The following is a 22,686-nucleotide window of genomic DNA, read 5'->3' on the forward strand; positions in this document are numbered from 1 at the left end:
AGTTATGGTTTTTTTGAAAGCGTATTCATTTCGTCAATTTTCTCATACATCACATCCTTATTCAAATCTCCAATAGGCTCCATCTGGGAAGCATTTTGGTATTTTTTTGAGGCTCTTTTCGGGTCACCCATTTTTTCGTACATCAATCCTAGCTCGTATTCACCCAACATTGCTTTAGGATAATTGACATTTCCGATTTCTGCCATTTTGCCTAATTCGTCGTAAGCATTCTTTTTTAATATAATGTTCTCAATTACTTTAAAGTCGGTCATTCTAACCGGAATCTGAACTCCTAAAACTTTAGACATTTCATTGTACTTATTTTCCAGGTAATCGGCGTAACCAGTTTCGAGGATTGCAATTTTGTTGTTGTATTCGTCTGAGTTTATTGGTCTGTAAGCTTCAAAAATTTGATATAACGCACTTGGTATTGAATGCAGAACTTCGGTGTAATGAGTGGTATTTTTAAAAAGATCGTATTTGTAATTTATCAACGGATTATTGGCAATTTTAATGTTGCTATCTAATTTCTCTATTGGTTCTTTGATCTTTTTGATATCACCGTCGGCTACCGAAAGATAGTAAAAGAATGGTGTTTTTAGTTTTGCTAATTGTTCCGGAATTCGAACTTCCATTTTAGGAGCAAGTTCAGGACTTAAACAAATATAGGCATTAAAAAGAGGTTGTTCTTTGTACAAATAAAAATTGATAAAACTGGCTGTTGTATCATGTCCGGCAATAAGTCTGAAAGGAGAGGTGCGGTATTTTTTTTCAATATAAGGAACTAATTCAGCGCCAATAAATTCAAAAAAATCAGCTCCCTTTTCAAAAGGCAATCCGGTGTTTTGATCAATAGTAGTATCGTCGTAGCGTTCGCCATCTTTGTTTTGATGAACACCAATAATAATCATTTCGGGTAAATCGTCCCAATAAACACCATAATTTACAGCTCCTGAAAACGGATCAAATAAATAATCGCCGTCTAATAAGTATAAAACCGGGTATTTTTTTTCGGGATTAGCTTCGTAAGAGGCAGGAAGTCCGATAGTGATTCTTCTTTCCTCTCCCAGTTTCTCCGATTTGATGTTGTCAAATTTTTTCTGAGAGAAAACAGAAATTGAAATTAAAGTAAGCAGTAGGTAAACTTTTTTCATGATTTGGGGCATTTCAGTGAATTAAAAAGTATTGAAATAGTGTAGCAATATAACATTTTATTTGCTTTTTTAGTATTTCGGAATTCTAAAAACGGTAATGCCTTAATTATCACTTACTATTTACTTTAGATAGGGGTAAAAGAATTCCTCTCTGATAAAAAAAATATCAAATGCTGAAGAAATACGGTGTAAAAGAAAAGCTTAGGTTAGCGAATTATCGTTTTCATTAGGGAAAATGATCCACGGTTTGAAGGTTTTAGCTTCTTCAAATTCCAGGGTTGCATAAGATATGATGATGATGATATCGTCTTTTTGAACTTTTCTGGCTGCAGGACCATTCAGGGTAATATCACCTGAATTTCGTTCTCCTTTAATAGCATAAGTTTCAAAGCGTTCGCCATTATTGATATTTACAATTGCTACTTTTTCGCCTTCAATAATGTTTGAAGCTTCCAGTAGTGTTTCGTCAATAGTAATACTGCCAATATAATTTAAATCGGCTCCCGTTACTTTTACACGGTGAATTTTGGATTTTATAACTTGAATTTGCATGGTGCAAAGGTAATTTAATTTAATGAAATGGTGTCAATCAGTCTTATAGAATTAACAAATACTGCTATAAACGCGCGGTAGTTTTTGTCTTTATTTCTTTGGTCGATAGGTAATAAGGTAGCTTCGTCAGCAATAACAAAATATTCTAAGGTAAACCGCTCATTGTTTTGGAAAGATTCTTCAACAAAGGCAATAGTTTCTTCGGGAGTGCTGGTTTGAAAAAGTTCTTTAGCAGCTGTCAAAGTTTTGTAAATTAGGGCAGCTTCTTTTCTTTCTTCCGGTGTTAAACGCTCATTTCGGGAGCTCATTGCAAGTTGATTGTCTTCTCTGAAAATAGGACAGCCAACAACATTTACCGGCATATTGTTTTTTTCTGCCATTTTTTTGACGATTTGCAATTGCTGAAAATCTTTCTCTCCAAAATAAGCATTTGTCGGGGTTACAATTTCGAACAAGCGTTTTACAATTGTTCCGACTCCATCAAAATGTCCGGGTCTGAATTTTCCTTCCATTTGATTTTCTAATCCGTCGAAATCAAAATGCTGAGAAACCGTTTCACCTTCATAAATATCCTCTACAGACGGAGCATATAGAATTATTTTGTCGCTCAGAACACGCATTTTTTTGACGTCTTCTTCGAGAGTTCTAGGATATTTTGCCAGATCTTCAGGATTGTTAAACTGAGTTGGATTTACGAAAATACTAACTACGGTATCGTCGTTTTCTTTAAGAGATCTCTGCATTAAAGCCAGATGCCCCTGGTGTAAAGCGCCCATTGTTGGTACAAATCCGATGGTCGAATTTGTGGTTTTGATAGTTTTTAAATAGGCTATCAAAGCTACTTTACCGTAGAAAATATGCATGTCGGTATTATTAAAATTTAGTGCAAACATAATATATTAGTTAATAACTGCATAAAATTTTGTAATTTTGCAACGTTTTTATTACCAAAAATTAAGTAAAATACTATTATGAAAGATAAGAGGATATTATATGTATCATCTGAAGTCGTGCCTTATTTGGCTGAAAATGAGGTTTCTTTAATGTCTTATGACGTGCCGAAAATGATTAATGATCAAGGCGGTCAGATAAGAATTTTCATGCCAAGATATGGAAACATCAACGAAAGAAGACATCAGTTACACGAAGTAATTAGACTTTCAGGAATGAATTTGGTAGTGAATGATTTGGATATGCCATTGATTATTAAAGTTGCCTCAATTCCTAAAGAAAGAATTCAGGTCTATTTTATAGATAATGATGAGTATTTTAAACGTAAAGCAACTTTTGCTGACGAAGAAGGGGTTTTGTATCCTGATAATGATGAGAGAGCGATCTTTTTTGCCAAAGGAGTTGTAGAAACCGTAAAAAAACTCAATTGGGTTCCTGATATTATTCATGTTCATGGTTGGTTAGCCGCTATGCTTCCAATTTATATGAAACATTATTACAAAAATGAAGCATTGTTTTCTGAAACTAAAATCGTGACTTCTGTTTACGGACAGTCATTTGATGAAAATTTAGATTTAGAAATGATTAACAAGGTGAAATTTGATGGTGTGCCACACGAATCAGTAGCTGATTTGGAAACACCAAATTATGAGAATATTTTAAAGGCCAGTATATTGCATTCTGATGCTGTTATTATTGCATCACCGAACGTATCTTCAAGTTTAACAAAATTTATAGAATCTTCAGGAAAACCTTTTTTACCTTTCGCCACGAAAGATGCATTCGCTGATGCGTATACAAATTTCTACAAAAGTATGGGTCTTTAAATTTTAACATTATTATAAAACATGTATAATACTTCTTTTTTTAAGAAAACGCTATTAATTGCATCAGTTGTTCTTTTATATTCTTGTGACAAAGATTTTAACGCCATTGGCGACGATTTGATTGGAGATAATCATTTCGGATTAGAATCTGAAAAATACGATGTTGTGGCTTACGATCAGGAAATTAGCCCGATTCAGTCAAATGCATTCACAAATAGTGCTTTAGGTATTTATAATGATGGTGTTTTTGGGGAGCGAACAGCGAGTTATGCTACTCAGGTTGCGCTTGAAAGTTACGCTCCGACTATTAGTAAGGATCCTAATCCGGAAGTTGAAACGGTAACACTATCTATCCCTTATTTTAGCCATGCGACAAGTACTAATAATGGTGTAACGACTTATGTGTTAGATTCTATTTATGGTAAACCCGGAGAAAAGTTTAAATTAAGTGTTTATGAATCAGGTGTTCAAATGCGTTCTTCTTATTTTGATAGTAATAGTAATTCGCAATTTGCACAGTTGTACTATACGGATCAAAATGCTGATTTTAACACATTTAAAGATCAGGTGAATAGCGGCAAACTTTTGAATGATAGTGGCGATAAGTCACAAAATGCGGAGTTCTTTTTTGATTCATCTGAGCGTTCTGATGATGTAAGAGACCCGACGACGGGTGTGATAACTACAACTAAAGCTATTCCGCAAATGCGTCTGAATTTGAATAAGGAATTTTTTAAAACTAAAATTTTAAAAGCGACTGCTGCAAATCTTTCTTCGCAAGATGTGTTTCAACAGTATTTTAAAGGCTTGTATTTTAAAGTTGAAAAAGCAGGCGGTAGTCCTGGAAATATGGCTTTGTTGAATTTTGCGCAAGGGAAAATTACGATAAAATACAAAGTGAAAACGGATAGCACTACGGATCCGGAAGCTACAACAGAGGATAAATCTATGGTTATTAATCTAAGTGGTGCAACAGCAAGTTTGTTGAATGATGTTAAGGTATCGACTTATCAAAGTGCATTAGATTCAAAAAATGAAATTCTTGGCGATGAATCTCTTTATTTAAAAGGAGGTCAGGGATCACTCGCTATTATTGAGCTTAAGGATTTTGGTTCAAAACTGGAAGATATCAGAGCAAAAAAATGGATGGTTAATGAAGCCAATTTAGTTTTTCATATTGACTCAGAGAAGATGCTTGGAATACCGGATGCAACAGCTGGTACTCGTGAACCTAAAAGAATTTATTTGTATGATTTAACAAATAACACCCCTATTTTAGACTATTTAACAGATGCTACCGGTAGTGGAGCAGCGATGGGAAAAGTAGTGTATAGTGGTATAATTAATGTTGATCCTACTAGTAAAAAGGGAACTACTTATAAAATCAGGCTAACAAATCATATTCGAAATATTATAAGAAACACTACGGCAGTTAATGTTAAATTGGGCTTGGTGGTTACCGGAGATATAAGTACGGCCGGTTCAAATAAATTGAAATTGAAAAATAATTTTATTACTGATGCGCCAAAAGCATCCGTTATAAGTCCGTTAGGAACAGTATTGTTTGGAGGAACATCCACGGTTCCTGAGGCTAAAAGGTTGAGGCTTGAAGTTTACTACACGAAACCAAATTAATAAATATATATGTGTGGAATTGTTGGATATATAGGTCATAGAGAGGCGTATCCTATTATTATTAAGGGATTAAAACGACTCGAATACAGAGGATATGATAGTGCCGGGGTTATGTTGTATGACGGCCAGGATAGCATAAAACTTTGTAAAACAAAAGGTAAGGTTTCAGATCTTGAAGCTAAGACTAAAGAAGGATTTACTACAAACGGAACTATAGGAATCGGACATACCCGTTGGGCAACTCATGGGGTGCCAAATGATGTGAATTCGCACCCACATCTTTCTAATTCCGGAGAATTGGTAATTATTCATAATGGAATTATTGAGAATTATGCACCTCTTAAAGAAGAATTAATAAAAAGAGGCTATACTTTTAAATCGGATACGGATACAGAAGTATTGGTAAATCTGATTGAAGAAGTGCAGAAAAATGAAGGTATCAAGCTTGGTAAAGCAGTTCAGATTGCTTTAAATCAGGTTGTGGGTGCTTACGCAATTGCGGTTTTTGATAAAAAGAATCCAAATGAAATTGTGGCGGCAAGACTAGGTAGCCCTTTGGCTATTGGTGTTGGAGAAGGTGAATTTTTTATTGCTTCTGATGCATCTCCTTTTATTGAGTATACGTCAAATGCAATTTATCTTGAGGATGGTGAAATGGCAAACATCAGATTGCATAAACCACTTAAAGTTAGAAAAATAAAGGATGATTCTTTGGTTGATCCTTACATTCAGCAGCTTCAGATGAATTTGGAGCAGATTGAAAAAGGAGGCTATGATCACTTTATGTTAAAAGAGATCTACGAGCAACCAAGTGTAATTAAGGATACATACAGAGGAAGACTTCATGCAAATGAAGGAATTGTTCAGATGGCTGGTGTTGAGGATAATATTGAGAAATTCTTAAATGCAAAGCGTATTTTAATCGTGGCTTGTGGAACTTCTTGGCATGCCGGTTTAGTGGCTGAGTATATCTTTGAAGAATTCACTCGTATTCCGGTTGAAGTAGAATATGCTTCTGAGTTCAGATACCGCAATCCGATCATCAATAAAGATGATGTGGTCATCGCTATTTCTCAATCAGGAGAAACGGCTGATACTATGGCGGCTATTAAATTAGCGAAAGAAAACGGTGCTTTTGTATTCGGAGTTTGTAATGTGGTAGGTTCCTCTATTTCAAGAGAAAGCCATGCAGGTGCTTATACACACGCAGGTCCGGAAATTGGAGTAGCTTCAACTAAGGCATTTACAACTCAGATTACGGTTTTAACAATGATTGCTTTGCGATTAGGTAAAGCTAAAGGAACTTTGTCAAATAGTGATTTTCATGCCTACTTACAGGAATTAGAGATAATCCCAGAGAAAGTAGCCGAAGCATTAGAAACAAACGATCGTGCAAAAGAGATTGCAGCAGCTTTTAAAGATGCTCCAAACTGTTTGTATTTAGGTCGTGGATATAATTTCCCTGTAGCGCTTGAAGGTGCTTTAAAACTTAAAGAGATCTCTTATATTCATGCAGAAGGATATCCAGCGGCAGAAATGAAGCACGGTCCAATTGCCTTGATTGATGAGCATATGCCGGTAATTGTAATTGCACCTAAACAAGGTCATTATGATAAGATCGTTAGTAATATCCAGGAAATTAAATCACGTAGTGGTAAAATTATCGCTGTTGTGACCAAAGGTGATACTCAGGTTCGCGAATTAGCGGATTATGTGATCGAAATTCCGGAAACTTCGGATGCTTTATCTCCGCTAATTACTACTATACCATTGCAGTTGCTTTCGTACTATATTGCGGTAATGAGAGGATGTAATGTAGATCAACCACGTAATTTGGCAAAATCAGTTACAGTAGAATAGATACTAAAAACATATAGATTTTAGAAAAGCGAGATTTAGGTCTCGCTTTTTTTGTGGCAAACTTTTGTCGCATTTTTTTGTTTTCTTTTTGATTAATAAAATGTCTCGGAGTATTTAGGTTTTTAATTATTATCTGGTCATCATGCTGGATAATAAGAGAGGTTGAAATAATTAAAATAAGAACTGGTGATGCCTTAGGTGAGTTCGGAAATGTTTAAAAAAGTGTAGGTTTTGTAAGGAATTAAGTCGGGAAGTTTATTAGTTTAGAAAAGTACATGTCAAAAGATAGTTATATAAATGCAAAGAATGCTATAAGTAAGGTAATTGATATTGCGATTTATTGTTTTAGAAATTATACACCTAATGAGTGGGACACTAAAACATTAGATGTTTTTGTAGAAGCTTATTTAGAATGTAGAGAAAGAGCTTTAAACCCGGAACCACGATATGAAACTTTGAAAACTTTGAAATATGTGATTAATGATGTGTTTATATACTTTCAAGAAGGTGGTGGTAATTGTGTTGATGAATTTTGGAAAGAAATAAAAAAGCAAAACTTGCCATATAAACTAGAGAATAAGATGGTGAAAATCCTAAAGCGAAAAAAGATTAATAATATTCGTGAATATGATTTTGTAATAGATGTGATAGTATCCTACCAGCAAGAAGGATTGATTAATAGGGAGGAAGTGACATTGTTAAATGAGTTAATAGGTAAATTTGAAAGGTTAGGAAAAAAATAAAGAGCGCGTATGATAATGTTGATCAACTACGTAACCTAACAAAATCAGTTACAATAGAATAAAAGTTTAAAATATATTAAATGTTAAAAAAGCGAGATTTAGGTCTCGCTTTTTTTTATTATCAGATTTTTTTTCTGAACGGTGTATTTTTAGTAAATCCGTAATTTTTCCTTCAAAAATAATATGTATGCATAGTAATTGTTTTGCATAGGGTTTATTATTTGATTTTAATTTAATAAAAGGCATTGCTAAATCGTCATAATTATCAATTAAAACATGTCGAATATCAGTTTATTTTAACATTTTTTTATATATATGGAAATTATTTGTATTTTGGTAGTATAAACTAACAAAAACTAACCAAATGAGAGTCTATTTATTAATTATGTTGTTTTTCAGCGGAATATCTTTTGCGCAGAATTCAATTACCGGTTCTGTTACCGATGCGAACAGGCAAGCAATCCCAGGTGCTAATATTGTCGTGGTTGGAAGTTCTACCGGAGCTTCTACCGATTTTGATGGTACATTTAAATTGAATGTCTCTACTAAACCGCCTTTTACAATTAAAGTGACGGCTGTAGGTTTTGAGGCTAAAACAATCAATGTAACCTCCTTGAATCAAAAAATAGAGGTAATGTTAAAAGAAGAAGAAACTAAATTGAATGAGATCGTAGTTTCTGCTTCCAGAACTCCTGAGAGAGTGCTTGAATCTCCGGTAACTATTGAAAGAATGGGAATTCAGGATATTAAAAAAACAGCTTCTCCTTCTTTCTATGATGGTTTGGAAAACCTCAAAGAAGTACAGATGAATACCAGTAGTATGTCTTTTAAATCAATCAATACAAGAGGTTTTGCGACTGTAGCAAATACCCGTTTTATGCAATTGGTAGATGGTATGGATAATTCATCTCCTCTTTTGAATTTTGTTTTAGGGAATTTAATTGGTGTTTCAGAAATAGATGTTCAAAGTGTTGAGTTGTTGCCGGGTGCATCATCTGCTTTGTATGGGGCGAATGCTTTTAACGGAATTTTATTTATGAATAGTAAAAGCCCATTCAATTATCAAGGGGTATCTGCTTATTTTAAATACGGAATGACCTCACAAGATGCCGCAGGAGTAAATAATTACTACGATTTTGGAGTGCGCTTTTCACATGCGTTTAATAAATATTTTGCCGCCAAAGCCAACTTTACTTATATGGAAGCTACAGATTGGTATGCTACAAATTATAATGATAAAACAATTGCAGGAATCGACAGAAGCAATATTAACTATGATGGAATAAATGTATACGGAGACGAAGTTTCTACAAATATAAAAGGCGTAGGACAGTCTTTAGCTGCTTTAGGTCTATTGCCAGCGGCCGCGGTAAATTTATTGCCAAATACAAATGTTAGTAGAACAGGTTATAACGAAATTGACCTTACCAACAACAAAGCCGGAAATACTAAAATCGATTTTTCATTACACGGAAGACCTTTTGGAGATGACCGATTAGAAATTATCTGGCAAAGTAAGTTTGGAACTGGAAACGCAGTTTATCAAGGAGCGAACAGATATTACTTAAATGACTTTTTTATGCAACAACATAAAATCGAATTTAAAGGAAGAAACTTCTTCTTAAGAGGATACACAACTTCAGAAGATGGTGGGCATTCTTATGATATGGTATTTACAGGGATTAATGTAAATAGAAAATGGAAAGATGATAAAACTTGGTTTGGTCAGTATGCGGGAGCTTATGCGCAAGCAACTTTAGGGGGAATGACGCCTGAAAATGCTCATGCAGCTGCAAGAGCTACTGCGGATACAGGGCGTTTTTTACCGGGAACATCAGCGTTTAAGAATGCTTTTAATCAGGTAATTGCTGATGAGAGTGTGCTTACAGGTTCAAAACTGGTTGATAATTCAAGAATATACCATTCTGATTTAAATTATAATTTTAAGGATTTGATAAAAGTTGTTGAAATTCAAGTCGGAGGATCTTATAGATTGTATGAGTTAAATTCTCACGGCAGGATTTATACAGATGCAGATGGGCCTATTAATTATAGTGAATATGGTGCCTATACACAGGTGATGAAAAAGTTTTTAGATGAAAGATTGAAATTTACGGGTTCTATTCGTTATGATAAATCAAAAAATTTCGATGGTAATCTTTCTCCTAGAGTGTCTTTGGTTTATTCCGGAGGAGAGAAAAAGAATCATAATTTCAGAGGATCATTCCAAACCGGTTTCAGAAATCCATCTACACAAGATCAGTATATTGGATTTAATGTTGGAAATGCGGTGTTGTTAGGTTCTGCACCGGATAATTTATTGCGTTTTACTGAGACTTTAAATGTTGCAACGGCACAAGGTCAGATGTTTGCCGGCGGGCCTACAGTTATAATGAATGGTCAAAATGCTTATGGTAATTCTTATACGGCAAGTTCTGTGGGAGCCTTTAGTGCATTAGCGGGAAGTAATCCTATTGCTGCATCAGCACTTTTGAGAAAAACAAATGTAGATTATGTTAAACCGGAAGAGGTTAAGGCTTTTGAACTTGGATATCGTTCTTTTATTAATGATGTTTCTATAGATCTTAATGCTTATTACAATATCTATAATCACTTTATTGGGAATTTAAATGTGGTAGCGCCTTATTATGGTACGGCACAAGATTCGCCGAATCCTTTGTTAGGGCCTGCAAATCCGGGAGTCCAAACGCTTCATGCACTTCAGAACGGGAATTACAGAGCGTATCAGTTGTATACCAATACAGATGTTGAGATTAAATCGTTTGGGTTTGGTGTTGGTCTTTCTAAAAAAATAATTGCTGATTACGAATTAGGTGTGAATTACAACTATGCTCAATTTGACTTTGATCAGGCAAAAGATCCAAGTTTTGAAGCTGGGTTCAATACGCCGAAACACAGAGTGAAAGTATCTGTTGGGAATGAGAAATTATTCGAAAACTTCGGATTTAATGTTAGCGGAAGATGGAACAGTGAATACAAATGGGAATCAACATTTGCTGATGGTATAATCAAATCGGCTACTGTAATTGATGCACAGATTAACTATGCACTTCCAAAACTAAAATCAGTTGTAAAATTAGGAGCTGCAAATATTGGAGGAAAAGAATATGCTCAGGTACTTGGTGCCGGATTAATCGGTCAACAGTATTTTGCTTCTTGGACAATCAATCCATAATTTGAATTAACGGACGTAACAAACATTTTATTCGCTTTTTGGAATCTCGAATTCGGAAAAGGATAATTATAAAACATACTAAATCATGATAAAAAATTTCAAATGGCTTTTATTGGTTTCGATTACCTTTATGGCCTGTAATAGCGATGATGATACTGCGGCTGTAGTAAATTCATCTGATGGACAGCCCTTGACCTCGGGGACAGCTAATTTTTCGAAATACGTAGCTTTAGGAGATTCTTTTGCGGCTGGTTTTTCAGATAATGCTTTGTTTAAAGCAGGTCAGACAAATGCCTATCCAAATATACTGGCACAGCAATTTGCATTAGTAGGAGGGGGTGTTTTCTCAACTCCTTTTATGGCGGACAATCTTGGAGGGTTTTCTTCGGGAGGTGCTCAGGTACCGTCGCTTGGTGTTAGATTGTATTTGGATGTAGCAACAAGTACACCTCTTCCGGTAAGTGGTATTTCGGGTACCGATATTAGTACACATTTGACTGGAGCTTTTAGTAATATGGGTATTCCAGGTGCAAAAGCAACACATTTGGCGTTTGCCGGATATGCTACTGCTAATCCTTATTTCGGTAGAATAGCATCTTCGCCTACGGCAACTGTTTTGACAGATGCTTTGGCTCAAAATCCTACTTTTTTCTCTTTGTGGATTGGTGGTAATGATGTTTTAGGATATGCGACAACTGGTGGAGACGGATCAAACCCGATTACTGCTCCTGCTACTTTTGATGCTGTTTACAAAAATCTGGCAACAGAATTATCTAAAAACGGGAAGAAAGGAGTTGTGGCAAACTTGCCATATATCAATACACTGCCACATTTCACAACAGTTCCTTATAATCCATTAACGATTTCGGTTTTGGGTAATGGGAATGCTGCTGTTGGAACGGCTACTATTAATGCGCTTAATGCACAATTGTACGGACCGTTAAAAGGGGCGTTAAATTATCTAGGTGTAACCAATAGAATTGAATTATTGTCTCTTACTGCTGCAAATCCATTGTTGATAAAAGACGAGTCTTTGCCAAATTTAGCCGCACAGCTTACAGCAGTTCTTACGCCTTCAGTGGGAGCGCAGACCGCTGCCTTTTATGGATTGGTTTTTGGTCAGGCACGTCAGGCTACAGCAACAGATTTAGTGCTTTTAACCACAAGATCGGCTATCGGAACAGCTCCGACCGCTGCTAATTCAGGAATTGGAATGGCGCCACCGGCTCCATTAGACAAGTTTGGAATTACTTATCCGTTACAGGACAAGTTTGTTCTGATCCCAACTGAAATAGCCGAAATCAGAACAGCTACAGATGCTTATAATGTGACTATTAAAGCAGCTCAGGAAGCAAACGGCTTAGCTTTTGTTGATGCGAAAAAGGTGATGGAAGATTTGTCTACTGCCGGAATTGTAGTAGATGGTTACACCATGACATCAACATTCGTAACAGGAGGAACCTTTTCTTTAGATGGTGTGCATCCGTCACCAAGAGGGTATGCATTGATCGCAAATAAATTTATAGAGGCGATCAATCTTAAGTACGGATCAAACTTAAAAGGAGTTAATTTAGGAAAGTATCAGATACTATATCCTAAAGTAATACAATAAAGCCAATTTTTTTTAGTAAAAGAGCCACTTGGTTTTAGACCATGTTGGCTTTTTTTTATTTTGTTAAAAAATACTTTTTTGGCGATTTTGGGCCTGACTTTTAGGAATCAAACAAAATCGTAGTATTTTTTATAAAAAAAATATTGATTTTATATTTTAAAAATTTATCTTTGCGCTCTGAAAAAAGAGGTATTTTCGATAAACCTAAATAGCTATTTAATAAATACATAAGTAATGTCAAAAGTAATAGGAAAAGTTGCTCAAATCATTGGACCAGTAGTTGACGTAGTTTTCAACGGAAAGGATGTTGAACTTCCAAAAATTTATGATTCATTAGAAATCACAAAAAAAGACGGAACATTATTAGTTCTAGAAGTACAATCTCATATTGGAGAAAACACTGTTCGTACCATTTCTATGGACTCAACTGACGGTTTGAGTAGAGGATATGAAGTAGTTGGAACAGGAAATCCAATCCAAATGCCAATCGGTCCAGACGTATATGGTAGATTATTCAATGTAATTGGAGATGCAATTGATGGTTTAGGAAACTTGCCAAAAACAGGAGAAAACGGTTTGTCTATTCACAGACAAGCTCCAAAATTTGAAGATTTATCAACTTCATCAGAAGTTTTATTCACAGGTATTAAAGTAATCGATTTGATCGAGCCTTATGCAAAAGGAGGTAAGATTGGATTGTTTGGTGGTGCTGGTGTTGGTAAAACGGTATTGATCCAGGAGTTGATTAACAATATCGCAAAAGGTCACGGTGGACTTTCTGTATTCGCAGGAGTAGGAGAAAGAACACGTGAAGGAAATGACTTACTTCGTGAGATGTTAGAGTCAGGTATTATTAAATACGGTGATGATTTCATGCACTCTATGGAAAATGGAGGATGGGATTTATCTAAAGTAGATATGCCAGGAATGAGAGAGTCTAAAGCTACTTTCGTTTTCGGACAAATGAATGAGCCACCTGGAGCTCGTGCTCGTGTAGCACTTTCAGGATTATCTATTGCGGAGTATTTCCGTGATGGAGCCGGAACTGATCAAGGGAAAGACGTATTGTTTTTCGTTGATAACATCTTCCGTTTTACACAAGCAGGTTCTGAGGTATCAGCACTTTTAGGACGTATGCCTTCTGCAGTAGGATACCAACCAACTTTGGCAACAGAGATGGGAGCTATGCAAGAGCGTATTACTTCTACAAACAAAGGATCTATTACATCTGTACAGGCGGTTTACGTTCCTGCGGATGATTTAACTGACCCGGCACCGGCTACAACTTTTGCTCACTTAGATGCTACAACAGTATTGTCTCGTAAAATTGCTGAGTTAGGTATTTATCCAGCGGTTGACCCGTTAGATTCTACTTCAAGAATTTTGACTCCTCAAATTTTAGGAAATGAGCACTACGATTGTGCACAAAGAGTAAAAGAGATCCTTCAAAAATACAAGCAATTGCAAGATATTATCGCGATTCTAGGTATGGAAGAGTTATCTGAAGAAGATAAATTATCTGTATCAAGAGCACGTCGTGTACAACGTTTCTTATCTCAACCTTTCCACGTAGCGGAGCAATTTACAGGTATTCCTGGAGTTTTGGTTGATATTAAAGATACTATCAAAGGATTCAACATGATCATCGACGGTGAATTAGATCACCTTCCGGAAGCAGCTTTCAACTTGAAAGGTTCTATCCAGGATGCAATCGAAGCTGGAGAGAAAATGTTGGCTGAAGCATAATCAAGCCAAGCTTGATAAACTTAAAAAAATAAAAATTCCAAATTCCAATTTTGGATTTTGGAATTTTATAATTTGGAATTTTAAAAAATAGTTATGACTTTAGAAATAGTATCACCAGAAGCAAAATTATTTTCAGGAGAAGTAACTTCGGTTACAGTACCTGGAGTTGATGGAAGCTTTCAAATATTGAATCATCACGCTCCTATCGTTTCTATTTTAGAAAAAGGAACTGTTAAAATTGTAGCTTCAAGCTTCAGTTTTTCTAAAGAAGTAGCGGGTAAATTCACGAAAGTAAATGATCAAACCTATACTTTGGAAATTGAATCAGGTACTATCGAAATGAAAGACAATAAGATTATTGTTTTAGCAGACTAAGACGATTTTAGAATAAGTAAAAAAGCCAGACATTGTCTGGCTTTTTTGTTTTTGTTTATTTTAAATGAATGACTTTTTGTTATTGTATTATTCCCCAAAAACCACTCGAAATATAAGTATGTACAGTAAGTCCTGATATAATTGACCAGGATATGATCCCTAAAGCACTTACTGCAAAGGTTTTTGCAAGTTGAAGTTTGGTGTCTTTATTTAAAAACTTATAATAAAAGAGTGTAAAATAAAAGAGCTGAAACAGTAGAAAAAACAAAGCTTGATAATTAGTCGATAAGTGGAATAATAAAGATATGGGTAAAATTAAAAGCGTATTAACGAGTATACAAAAGCCCAGCATGTACATGCCTGCCACAAGGTGTTCTGTATAGTTGTAGTTTTCTTTTTTGTAAAACAGCCAGAAAAAAAAGGCAAGTAGCGGTAGCGCCATCATCGCCATTAGATTAGAATATTTTTTTATGAAATGAAACATTTTTTCTTTTCGTTCGTAAAGATGTATGATTTTCTCTTTTTGAACAGGATCTGAAATAGCGCTAAGTTCCTGATTTTCTTTTGGGATATCAATAGGAGGTGTCTCTTTTGGGATATTGGAAATAAAAACAAAGATAGCGGCAACCAATAAGAAAAAATTAAGTGGGGGAAAGTACTTCTTTCTTTTGCCATTGATATATTCCTTAGCTACAGTTCCGCTTTTTAATGTCAAAGACATAATAAGTTGAAAAATCCCTTTGTCTGCGTGTAAAAAATAATGAATAGCTTCATGAAAAATCTCGTGCGGACTTATACGATGCAAATTTACTCTTTGACTGCACTCAGGGCAATAATTAAAATCCGGATAATTTTCTGTTTCACAGTTTTTGCAAATAATCTTCATTCTTCTCTTTTTTAATGCAATATACAAATTACTCATAATCAGTTTGTGAATTGAAAATTAGAAATATTAATATTTTAATTAACAATACTATTTATGTTAATCGCTAATGATACGTTGCGCTTTTTGCAGAACCGAAAGATTTTCATAAATAGTCTCATTTGCTTAAACAAACAGGATTTCGCGCAAGCTTTTTTGAAAAGATAGAATTCGAAAAGTTGGAATTTGGAATTTCATAAATTGGAATTTCATAACTTTGCTTTTATGAAATTACCCGAAAATCTTACCCAAAAGCTTGAAAACAGAAAGCAAAATAATTCGCTGAGACAATTACCAAGTTTTAATAATCTTGTTGATTTTTCTTCTAACGACTATATTGGGTTTTCTAAATCGGAATCTGTTTTTAAACTTGCACATCATTATCTAATCGAAAACGAACTCATTCAGAATGGAGCGACGGGATCACGATTAATTTCAGGGAACCATTCGTTGTATCAAATCACTGAATCTTTTATAGCACAGTTTCATGATGCTGAATCAGCTTTGATCTTTAATTCGGGTTATGATGCCAATGTTGGTTTTTTTGGCGCTGTACCGCAAAGAAATGATGTTATTCTGTATGATGAATTGAGTCACGCTTCGATTCGTGATGGGATTATCATGTCTAATGCCAAATCCTATCGATTTAACCATAATGACTTTGAAGATTTAGAACGACTTATTCTTAAATTTCCGGATACAACTATTTACATTGTTACCGAAACTGTTTTTTCTATGGATGGAGATAGTCCGAATTTAGAAGAACTGGTCGTACTCTCTGAAAAATACAATTGCTTTCTGGTGGTTGATGAAGCACATACATTGGGTGTCTTTGGTGAAAAAGGGGAGGGATTAATGCAGTATTTGCAGTTGCACAATCGTATTTTCGCCCGCATCATGACTTTCGGAAAAGGGTTGGGGTGTCATGGAGCAGCTGTCTTAGGTAGTGTTGAACTTAAAGAGTATCTAATCAACTTTGCCAGAAGTTTCATTTATACTACGGGATTGTCTCCACATTCGGTATCTACAATTCTGACTGCTTACCAGCATTTGGAAACTGAAAAGTTGGTTATCGAGAAGTTACGAATGAATATTATCTTTTTTAATCAGCAAAAAAACTTGTTGGGTTTGAAGCCCATGTTTGTTCGAAGTAAATCGGCTATTCAGTCGGCGATCGTTCCGGGCAATGAAAATGTAAAAAAACTGGCGCAACAACTACAAGATAAAGGGTTTGATGTAAAACCAATACTCTCTCCAACCGTTCCGGAAGGGCAGGAAAGACTTCGTTTCTGTATTCATAGTTATAATTCGGAAGAGGAAATCAATCAGATTTTGCAGTTGTTAGGCAATTTTGTGTTTTAGAAGATATATTGTTTCGCAGAGATTCACAAAGGGTACGCAGAGAGACACTAAGTTTTTTGTGAATCTTTGCTTTTTTCTTTGTGTGTCTCTGTGGAATTGACCATTTGAGAATAAAACACTCCTTTGTCAGATATTGATTTTACTGATTTTATGTAAAAATGTAAATTTTATTTGTAACGTTTTTATGCTTTGATTACTTACGAGTCGTAATCAAATAAATCAAAACCATTATGAAAACAATATCACTTTTATCAAAATCAAAAAGCTTCCATTTTATTTCTATCTTTTTTACTTCGGCAGTATTTGGATTTGCGGTGGTGAATCAATTTTTGTTAAACCATCCGAACAAACACTTTCTTATTAGTGCTGTGTCCTGTTTTTTATTGGCTGTAGTTTTTTGGCAAAAAAGTAAGATCAGTGAATAAATAGAAGAATTTTTAAATAATTAAACCAAATAATTTTAATCAATCAACAAAATGAAAAATTTTATAAAATCAACAATTGCCGTAGTACTATTTATTTTTAATGGAACAACCAACGCTCAAACGAATGCTCCTAAATTAGAAAATTCACTTCTATGGGAAGTGTCAGGAAAAGGATTAACTAAACCATCTTATTTGTATGGAACCGTTCATATGATTTGCGCAGGGGATTATTTTATTTCTGAAAAAACAAATAAGGCATTCGAGAAATCAGATAAATTGGTACTGGAAATTAATTTTGCCGACCCTAAAGAGATGGTGGACTTACAGGAAATGGTGATGGGAAAAGTACCATTAAGTAAAAAATTAGCTCCGGAGCAGTTGTCAAAATTGAATGTAATTCTGCAAAAAAATGCCGGAATGACGATACAACAGGTGGATAGTTTTAGTTTGTTGACTGTTATGAGTCTGATCTCAATGAAAAGCTTTGGTTGTACTGACCTCAAATTTTATGAAATGAATTTTATCGAAATGGCAAAAAAACGTCAAATTGAGGTTGGAGGTCTTGAAACCGTAAAATCGCAATGCGAGAGTTTTGAAAATGCCTATTCTGATGTTGAAATGATTGATATGCTAGAAGAAACTAGTGCTGATGAAACGACTAAATTAGTAGCCAACTATAAAAATGAAGATATGGAGTCTTTGTATAAATTGACGACAGATGAAAAAATAATGAATCTTAAAGCTAAGAAATACATGCTTGACGATAGAAATGCTAATTGGATCAAGATTATGCCGGAGCAGATGAAAAAGGAAAGTGTCTTTTTTGCAGTTGGAGCGGCTCACTTGGGTGGTGATACAGGAATAATTAATTTGTTGAGAAAAGCGGGATACACAGTAAAACCAGTGATGAATTAGAGCTATTTTGAAAGAGAAAGAAAAAGAATTTTTAAATCGAATAGAAAGTCATAAAGGAATCTTGTACAAAGTGTCGAAAATGTACATGGATACGGCAGATGATCAGCAGGATTTGTTTCAGGAAATTGTTTGTCAGCTTTGGAAATCGTATGAGTCCTTTAGAAATGAAAGTCAATTTTCGACGTGGATGTATCGGGTGGCTATTAATACGGCAATTGTTTTCCTAAAGAAAGAAAAACGGAAGGTTGATAAATATGAGATTGCTTCAGAGAATATTAAAGAAGAGGAGGATGATTCGCACATAAAAGAAAGTCAGATTGATCATTTTTATAAAGCAGTTCAAAAATTAGAAAAAATAGACAAAGCAATTATTTTTTACCAATTAGAAGGATTTTCACATAGAGAAATTGGAGATAACTTAGGGATCTCGGAGGGAAATGCCAGAGTAAAATTAAACAGAGCAAAAGAAAAACTAAAAGAAATAATAAAAAATCAGGGATATGGATTTTAACGACATACAAAACGCATGGAACAATGAAAAATCGGATTCGATCATTCTTCCGGATAATTTAGAGAAAATCAGGTCCGCCAATACACCTTTGGACAGGATCAAAAAAAATCTGAAATACGAGCTAATTTTGCAGGTTATCTTAGTTTTTTTAATCGGATTTGTGCCTTATATCTGTTCGTTTGAACAAAAATTTATTGTGCCTTTCTATTTGTTATACAGTATGGCTGTCGCTGTTACGATATATTATTTGGCGAAGCTGTATTTGTTTTATAAGCGATTGAACACCGTTGCATTAAGTACAAAGGACAGTTTATACGAGACTTATTTTGATATCAGATTAAATATGGAATTGTATAAAACGTTCGGGTTTGCATTGACGCCATTTATGATCTTGTATTTAGTTGTTTTTGTTTATTTTAAGTCTTCAAAAGAGGCTGATTTTGTGATGTTTGAATTTAGCAATGCAGAAATTATAAGTGTTTTTTCGGTGGTTGTCTTTGCAATTCTTTCGATGGGGTTGGGTTTAGAGTGGTGGGTTCATTTTTTTTATGGCAAGTACGCCAAAGAAATAAAGAAGGTTATAGATCAATTAAAAGAAGAGTAGTTAAACAACAAACCCATCGTAATGATGGGTTTGTTGTTTTTATTGGTATTTTTGCATACTATTAAAAGAGAGCAATGAAAATATTTATTACAGGAATTTCTACAGATGTAGGTAAAACGGTGACTTCTGCAATTGTAGTTGAAGCTTTAGAAGCCGACTATTGGAAACCTGTTCAGGCCGGAGATCTGGATAACTCGGACAGTGATAAAATCAAGTCAAAAATTTCAAATTCTAAATCCCGTATTTTTGAGAATAGTTACCGGTTAAATACGCCTGCAAGTCCGCACTTGGCAGCAGAAATTGATGGAGTGAGAATTGAATTGAGCGAAATCAAAGAGCCAAAAACCGATAATCATTTGGTGATAGAAGGAGCCGGTGGAATTTTTGTTCCGCTGAATGAAACCGATTTAATTGTCGATTTAATTCAATCCGATTACAAAGTGATTGTAGTCTCAAGGCATTACTTAGGAAGCATCAATCATACTCTGTTGACTATTGAAGCAATAAAAAACAGAGGTTTTGAGGTGGCCGGAATTATCTTTAGCGGAAGCGAAAACAAAGCTACCGAAGATTTAATTTTGAATAAAACAGCGGTAAAATGCATCGGAAGAATAGATGAAGAACCTTATTTTGATCAAAATGTAATCCGGGAGTACGCAGATTTGTTCCGCGAGAATTTGTTAGCAATCTAAAATCAACATTCTAAAATCTAAAATTAGATGACCTTAACAGAAAAAGACAGCCAATATTTATGGCATCCTTATACACAGCATAAAACCGCACAAACTCCAATAGCCATTTCGAGAGGAGAAGGCGCTTTGTTGTGGGATGAGAATAATAAAGAATATATTGATGCGATTGCATCGTGGTGGGTAAATCCGTTCGGGCACAGTAATAAATTTATTGCCGATGCGATTTACAAGCAATTAACGACTTTAGAGCATGTTTTGTTCGGCGGTTTTACGCATGAACCTGCGATAAAAGTGGCGGAGAAGCTTATTGAAATTTTACCAAAGAATCAGCAGAAAATATTTTTTTCAGACAATGGTTCAACAGCGGTTGAAGTGGCTATAAAAGTAGCACTGCAATATTTTTTCAATAAAAATGAAAAAAGAACCACTATAATTGCTTTTGAAAATGCTTTTCACGGAGATACTTTTGCGGCTATGGCGGCAAGCGGAATCTCTTTTTATACACAAGCTTTTCAAGGAATGTTTATTGATGTGGTACGAATTCCGGTTCCTGTGAAAGGATCGGAACAGTTAAGTTTTGAGGCATTGAAAGCCGTGATTAAAAACCATACTTGTGCCGGATTTATTTTTGAACCTTTAGTTCAGGGTGCAGCCGGAATGGTTATGTACGAACCAGAAGCTTTGGCTACCTTACTTCAAATTTGTAAAGAGAATAAAGTTTTAACCATTGCCGATGAAGTAATGACGGGCTTTGGTAAAACCGGAAAAACCTTTGCAATGGATTATGTTGCCGAAGAACCCGATATGATTTGTTTGTCGAAAGCATTAACGGGAGGGACTATTCCAATGGCGATTACGACTTTTACACAAGAGGTTTTTGATGCGTTTTATGATGATGATATTAATAAAGCCTTGTTCCACGGTCATACTTTTACAGCAAATCCAACCGGATGTGCGGCGGCTTTGGCCAGTATTGATTTGTTGCAGACGGATGAAATGCAGGACAACATTCAAAGAATAAATAAAAGTCATCTAAATTTTCAGAAGAAAATCGAGAACCATCCAAAAGTAATTACTGCCCGAACTTTAGGGGTTATTTTTGCAGTTGAAATAAAATCAGATTCAGAAGAAAGTTATTACGGTTCGATGCGAACCAAACTTTACAATTTCTTTATTGAAAAAGGAGTTATTTTAAGGCCGGTTGGTAATATTGTTTACATTTTACCTCCATACATTATGACTGATGCGCAGCTTCAAAAAGTCTATTCGACTATCGAAGAGGCAATTGATATGGTCTAATTGATTTAAGCCATATGAGTTATATGAGTTCATTTAAACAAAGTTTAGTTGACTTTAGTAGCTTAAATATTTAAAAACGTTGCAAACTTTGCAGGAACATTGCGAACTTTGCGGTTAAATAAAAAACATTGAATAAAAAAATCTCCATAACAGCTTTCTCTTCTATTTCTCCATTGGGTAATAATGCGGAAGAAATCTGGGAAAAATATCTGGATAATCAACATTGTTTTTCGAAGCAATTTTTAGATCAGCAGCAAACTTCTGTTGCGGCTTTGGATGTTGAATCAAAACAAATTGTAGCCGAGGTTCGTGAATCGGATATTAAATACAAATTTTTAGACGACTCTGTTCTGTTTGCTTTGACTGCTTCGCGAAAAGCGGTCGAAAAAGCAGGTTGGAATAAAGAGGACGTTTTCGGAATAAATATAGGTTCTTCCCGTGGTGCTACCGATTTATTCGAAAAGCATTATAAGGAATATATCGATACCGGTAAAGCACAAACTCTAGCTTCGCCAACCACAACTTTGGGTAATATCTCGTCATGGATAGCGCACGATCTACAAAGTGTTGGTCCGGAAATTTCGCATTCGATTACCTGTTCAACAGCACTTCATGCTCTTTTAAATGGTGTGGCATGGTTGAGATCAGGAATGGCGGATAAATTTTTGGTAGGAGGGAGTGAAGCGCCTTTGACCGATTTTACGATCGCTCAGATGAGAGCCCTAAAAATATATTCCCGTGTTGATCAGGAGGAAGGGTCGTGGCCTAATCTTGCTTTTGACTTTGAGAAAACGCAAAACACTATGGTTTTGGGCGAAGGAGCTGCGGTGTGTTGCCTCGAAGCCGGAGAGAAAGAAAATGCTATAGCCTATATTACAGGTGTTGGTTATGCAACGGAAATTTTAGAACATAATATTTCGATTTCTGCAGAAGCGGATTGTTTTCAAAAGTCCATGAAAATGGCGTTAAAGGATACTAATTCGGAAGAAATTGACGCGATCGTAATGCATGCTCCCGGAACCATAAAAGGAGATCTTACGGAGTTGCGTGCTATTGAAAAAGTCTTTGGGGCTAAAATGCCTTTATTAACGACTAATAAATGGAAGATCGGACATACTTTTGGAGCTTCCGGAATATTGAGTCTGGAACTTGCTCTTTTGATGTTGCAGCACAATACGTTTGTTAATGTTCCTTTTGCCGAAGTGCAAAAACAAAGTAAGCCATTAAAAAAAATATTGATTAATGCCGTTGGCTTTGGTGGCAATGCGGTCAGTATTCTAATTGAAAAGGCTTAATTGAAAACAT

The 22,686-nt window shown here is 35.2% G+C and carries 19 protein-coding genes; 15 read left to right on the forward strand and 4 right to left on the reverse strand.

All coding sequences use genetic code 11. From position 1 onward, the window contains the following. Positions 1–2 precede the first annotated feature (2 nt). From ACHRV5_RS07830 to panC, 3 genes are all read right to left on the reverse strand, one after another. Positions 3–1,154 (reverse strand): alpha/beta hydrolase, encoded by a 1,152-nt coding sequence (locus tag ACHRV5_RS07830; protein WP_230003864.1) that lies wholly within the window; start codon positions 1,152–1,154, stop codon positions 3–5. A 201-nt stretch (positions 1,155–1,355) separates the two neighbouring features. Beyond that, positions 1,356–1,706, reverse strand: coding sequence for an aspartate 1-decarboxylase (panD, locus tag ACHRV5_RS07835; RefSeq protein ID WP_047777048.1), 351 nt, complete (start codon positions 1,704–1,706; stop codon positions 1,356–1,358). Between the two features lie 14 nt (positions 1,707–1,720). Next, complete coding sequence (panC, locus tag ACHRV5_RS07840; RefSeq protein ID WP_395426367.1) at positions 1,721–2,599, reverse strand: pantoate--beta-alanine ligase; 879 nt, start codon at positions 2,597–2,599, stop codon at positions 1,721–1,723. Positions 2,600–2,677: 78 nt separating this feature from the next. Here panC and ACHRV5_RS07845 point away from each other — a divergent pair, with 78 nt between their 5' ends. The 8 genes from ACHRV5_RS07845 (at position 2,678) to ACHRV5_RS07880 (ending at position 14,651) form a co-directional block, all read left to right on the forward strand. Further along, complete coding sequence (locus ACHRV5_RS07845) at positions 2,678–3,484, forward strand: glycogen/starch synthase (protein ID WP_230003861.1); 807 nt, start codon at positions 2,678–2,680, stop codon at positions 3,482–3,484. A gap of 21 nt (positions 3,485–3,505) precedes the next feature. Beyond that, on the forward strand, positions 3,506–5,119 hold the full coding sequence (locus ACHRV5_RS07850) for a DUF4270 domain-containing protein (RefSeq protein WP_395426368.1): 1,614 nt from the start codon (positions 3,506–3,508) through the stop codon (positions 5,117–5,119). A 9-nt stretch (positions 5,120–5,128) separates the two neighbouring features. Beyond that, the gene (gene glmS / locus ACHRV5_RS07855) at positions 5,129–6,979 is read left to right on the forward strand and encodes a glutamine--fructose-6-phosphate transaminase (isomerizing) (RefSeq protein ID WP_395426369.1); all 1,851 of its coding nucleotides are present in this window, start codon (positions 5,129–5,131) and stop codon (positions 6,977–6,979) included. Positions 6,980–7,254: 275 nt separating this feature from the next. Further along, positions 7,255–7,722 (forward strand): hypothetical protein, encoded by a 468-nt coding sequence (locus ACHRV5_RS07860; RefSeq protein ID WP_395426370.1) that lies wholly within the window; start codon positions 7,255–7,257, stop codon positions 7,720–7,722. 364 nt (positions 7,723–8,086) lie between these two features. Beyond that, positions 8,087–10,918, forward strand: coding sequence for a TonB-dependent receptor domain-containing protein (locus tag ACHRV5_RS07865; protein WP_395426371.1), 2,832 nt, complete (start codon positions 8,087–8,089; stop codon positions 10,916–10,918). An 85-nt stretch (positions 10,919–11,003) separates the two neighbouring features. Further along, positions 11,004–12,530: an SGNH/GDSL hydrolase family protein gene (locus ACHRV5_RS07870; RefSeq protein WP_395426372.1), complete on the forward strand. Its 1,527-nt coding sequence runs from the start codon at positions 11,004–11,006 to the stop codon at positions 12,528–12,530. A 234-nt stretch (positions 12,531–12,764) separates the two neighbouring features. Then, positions 12,765–14,276, forward strand: a complete 1,512-nt coding sequence (gene atpD / locus ACHRV5_RS07875) for a F0F1 ATP synthase subunit beta (protein WP_047777068.1) — start codon at positions 12,765–12,767, stop codon at positions 14,274–14,276. 93 nt (positions 14,277–14,369) lie between these two features. Then, complete coding sequence (locus tag ACHRV5_RS07880; protein ID WP_047777070.1) at positions 14,370–14,651, forward strand: F0F1 ATP synthase subunit epsilon; 282 nt, start codon at positions 14,370–14,372, stop codon at positions 14,649–14,651. 79 nt (positions 14,652–14,730) lie between these two features. Here the strand turns inward: ACHRV5_RS07880 and ACHRV5_RS07885 are convergent, their stop codons facing one another. After that, the gene (locus ACHRV5_RS07885) at positions 14,731–15,537 is read right to left on the reverse strand and encodes a DUF3667 domain-containing protein (RefSeq protein ID WP_395426373.1); all 807 of its coding nucleotides are present in this window, start codon (positions 15,535–15,537) and stop codon (positions 14,731–14,733) included. A gap of 261 nt (positions 15,538–15,798) precedes the next feature. Between ACHRV5_RS07885 and ACHRV5_RS07890 the strand changes: the two genes are divergently transcribed. The 7 genes from ACHRV5_RS07890 to ACHRV5_RS07920 all read left to right on the forward strand — a co-directional run bounded on the left by ACHRV5_RS07890 (position 15,799) and on the right by ACHRV5_RS07920 (position 22,676). Beyond that, positions 15,799–16,935, forward strand: coding sequence for an aminotransferase class I/II-fold pyridoxal phosphate-dependent enzyme (locus ACHRV5_RS07890; RefSeq protein ID WP_395426374.1), 1,137 nt, complete (start codon positions 15,799–15,801; stop codon positions 16,933–16,935). A 476-nt stretch (positions 16,936–17,411) separates the two neighbouring features. Continuing rightward, positions 17,412–18,275: a TraB/GumN family protein gene (locus tag ACHRV5_RS07895; protein ID WP_395426375.1), complete on the forward strand. Its 864-nt coding sequence runs from the start codon at positions 17,412–17,414 to the stop codon at positions 18,273–18,275. Positions 18,276–18,282: 7 nt separating this feature from the next. Further along, the gene (locus tag ACHRV5_RS07900) at positions 18,283–18,786 is read left to right on the forward strand and encodes an RNA polymerase sigma factor (RefSeq protein WP_395426376.1); all 504 of its coding nucleotides are present in this window, start codon (positions 18,283–18,285) and stop codon (positions 18,784–18,786) included. Then, positions 18,776–19,390, forward strand: a complete 615-nt coding sequence (locus ACHRV5_RS07905) for a hypothetical protein (protein ID WP_395426377.1) — start codon at positions 18,776–18,778, stop codon at positions 19,388–19,390. Before ACHRV5_RS07900 ends, ACHRV5_RS07905 begins: the two co-directional genes overlap by 11 nt. A gap of 74 nt (positions 19,391–19,464) precedes the next feature. Beyond that, positions 19,465–20,082 carry a dethiobiotin synthase gene (gene bioD / locus ACHRV5_RS07910; protein ID WP_395426378.1) on the forward strand — a complete coding sequence of 206 codons (618 nt, stop codon included), beginning with the start codon at positions 19,465–19,467 and terminating at the stop codon, positions 20,080–20,082. Positions 20,083–20,109: 27 nt separating this feature from the next. After that, the gene (gene bioA / locus ACHRV5_RS07915) at positions 20,110–21,381 is read left to right on the forward strand and encodes an adenosylmethionine--8-amino-7-oxononanoate transaminase (protein ID WP_395426379.1); all 1,272 of its coding nucleotides are present in this window, start codon (positions 20,110–20,112) and stop codon (positions 21,379–21,381) included. Positions 21,382–21,509: 128 nt separating this feature from the next. Beyond that, complete coding sequence (locus ACHRV5_RS07920) at positions 21,510–22,676, forward strand: beta-ketoacyl synthase N-terminal-like domain-containing protein (RefSeq protein ID WP_395426380.1); 1,167 nt, start codon at positions 21,510–21,512, stop codon at positions 22,674–22,676. The last annotated feature ends 10 nt before the right edge of the window (positions 22,677–22,686 follow it).

It is taken from the genome of Flavobacterium sp. FlaQc-52 (assembly GCF_044007495.1).
GTDB classification, from domain to species: Bacteria; Bacteroidota; Bacteroidia; order Flavobacteriales; family Flavobacteriaceae; genus Flavobacterium; species Flavobacterium cupriresistens.

Coding starts and splice junctions, on each gene's coding strand:
- ACHRV5_RS07830 (WP_230003864.1), bottom strand. CDS start 1,154: ATGAAAAAAGTTTACCTACTGCTTACTTTAATTTCAATTTCTGTTTTC.
- panD (WP_047777048.1), bottom strand. CDS start 1,706: ATGCAAATTCAAGTTATAAAATCCAAAATTCACCGTGTAAAAGTAACG.
- panC (WP_395426367.1), bottom strand. CDS start 2,599: ATGTTTGCACTAAATTTTAATAATACCGACATGCATATTTTCTACGGT.
- ACHRV5_RS07845 (WP_230003861.1), top strand. CDS start 2,678: ATGAAAGATAAGAGGATATTATATGTATCATCTGAAGTCGTGCCTTAT.
- ACHRV5_RS07850 (WP_395426368.1), top strand. CDS start 3,506: ATGTATAATACTTCTTTTTTTAAGAAAACGCTATTAATTGCATCAGTT.
- glmS (WP_395426369.1), top strand. CDS start 5,129: ATGTGTGGAATTGTTGGATATATAGGTCATAGAGAGGCGTATCCTATT.
- ACHRV5_RS07860 (WP_395426370.1), top strand. CDS start 7,255: ATGTCAAAAGATAGTTATATAAATGCAAAGAATGCTATAAGTAAGGTA.
- ACHRV5_RS07865 (WP_395426371.1), top strand. CDS start 8,087: ATGAGAGTCTATTTATTAATTATGTTGTTTTTCAGCGGAATATCTTTT.
- ACHRV5_RS07870 (WP_395426372.1), top strand. CDS start 11,004: ATGATAAAAAATTTCAAATGGCTTTTATTGGTTTCGATTACCTTTATG.
- atpD (WP_047777068.1), top strand. CDS start 12,765: ATGTCAAAAGTAATAGGAAAAGTTGCTCAAATCATTGGACCAGTAGTT.
- ACHRV5_RS07880 (WP_047777070.1), top strand. CDS start 14,370: ATGACTTTAGAAATAGTATCACCAGAAGCAAAATTATTTTCAGGAGAA.
- ACHRV5_RS07885 (WP_395426373.1), bottom strand. CDS start 15,537: ATGAAGATTATTTGCAAAAACTGTGAAACAGAAAATTATCCGGATTTT.
- ACHRV5_RS07890 (WP_395426374.1), top strand. CDS start 15,799: ATGAAATTACCCGAAAATCTTACCCAAAAGCTTGAAAACAGAAAGCAA.
- ACHRV5_RS07895 (WP_395426375.1), top strand. CDS start 17,412: ATGAAAAATTTTATAAAATCAACAATTGCCGTAGTACTATTTATTTTT.
- ACHRV5_RS07905 (WP_395426377.1), top strand. CDS start 18,776: ATGGATTTTAACGACATACAAAACGCATGGAACAATGAAAAATCGGAT.
- bioD (WP_395426378.1), top strand. CDS start 19,465: ATGAAAATATTTATTACAGGAATTTCTACAGATGTAGGTAAAACGGTG.
- bioA (WP_395426379.1), top strand. CDS start 20,110: ATGACCTTAACAGAAAAAGACAGCCAATATTTATGGCATCCTTATACA.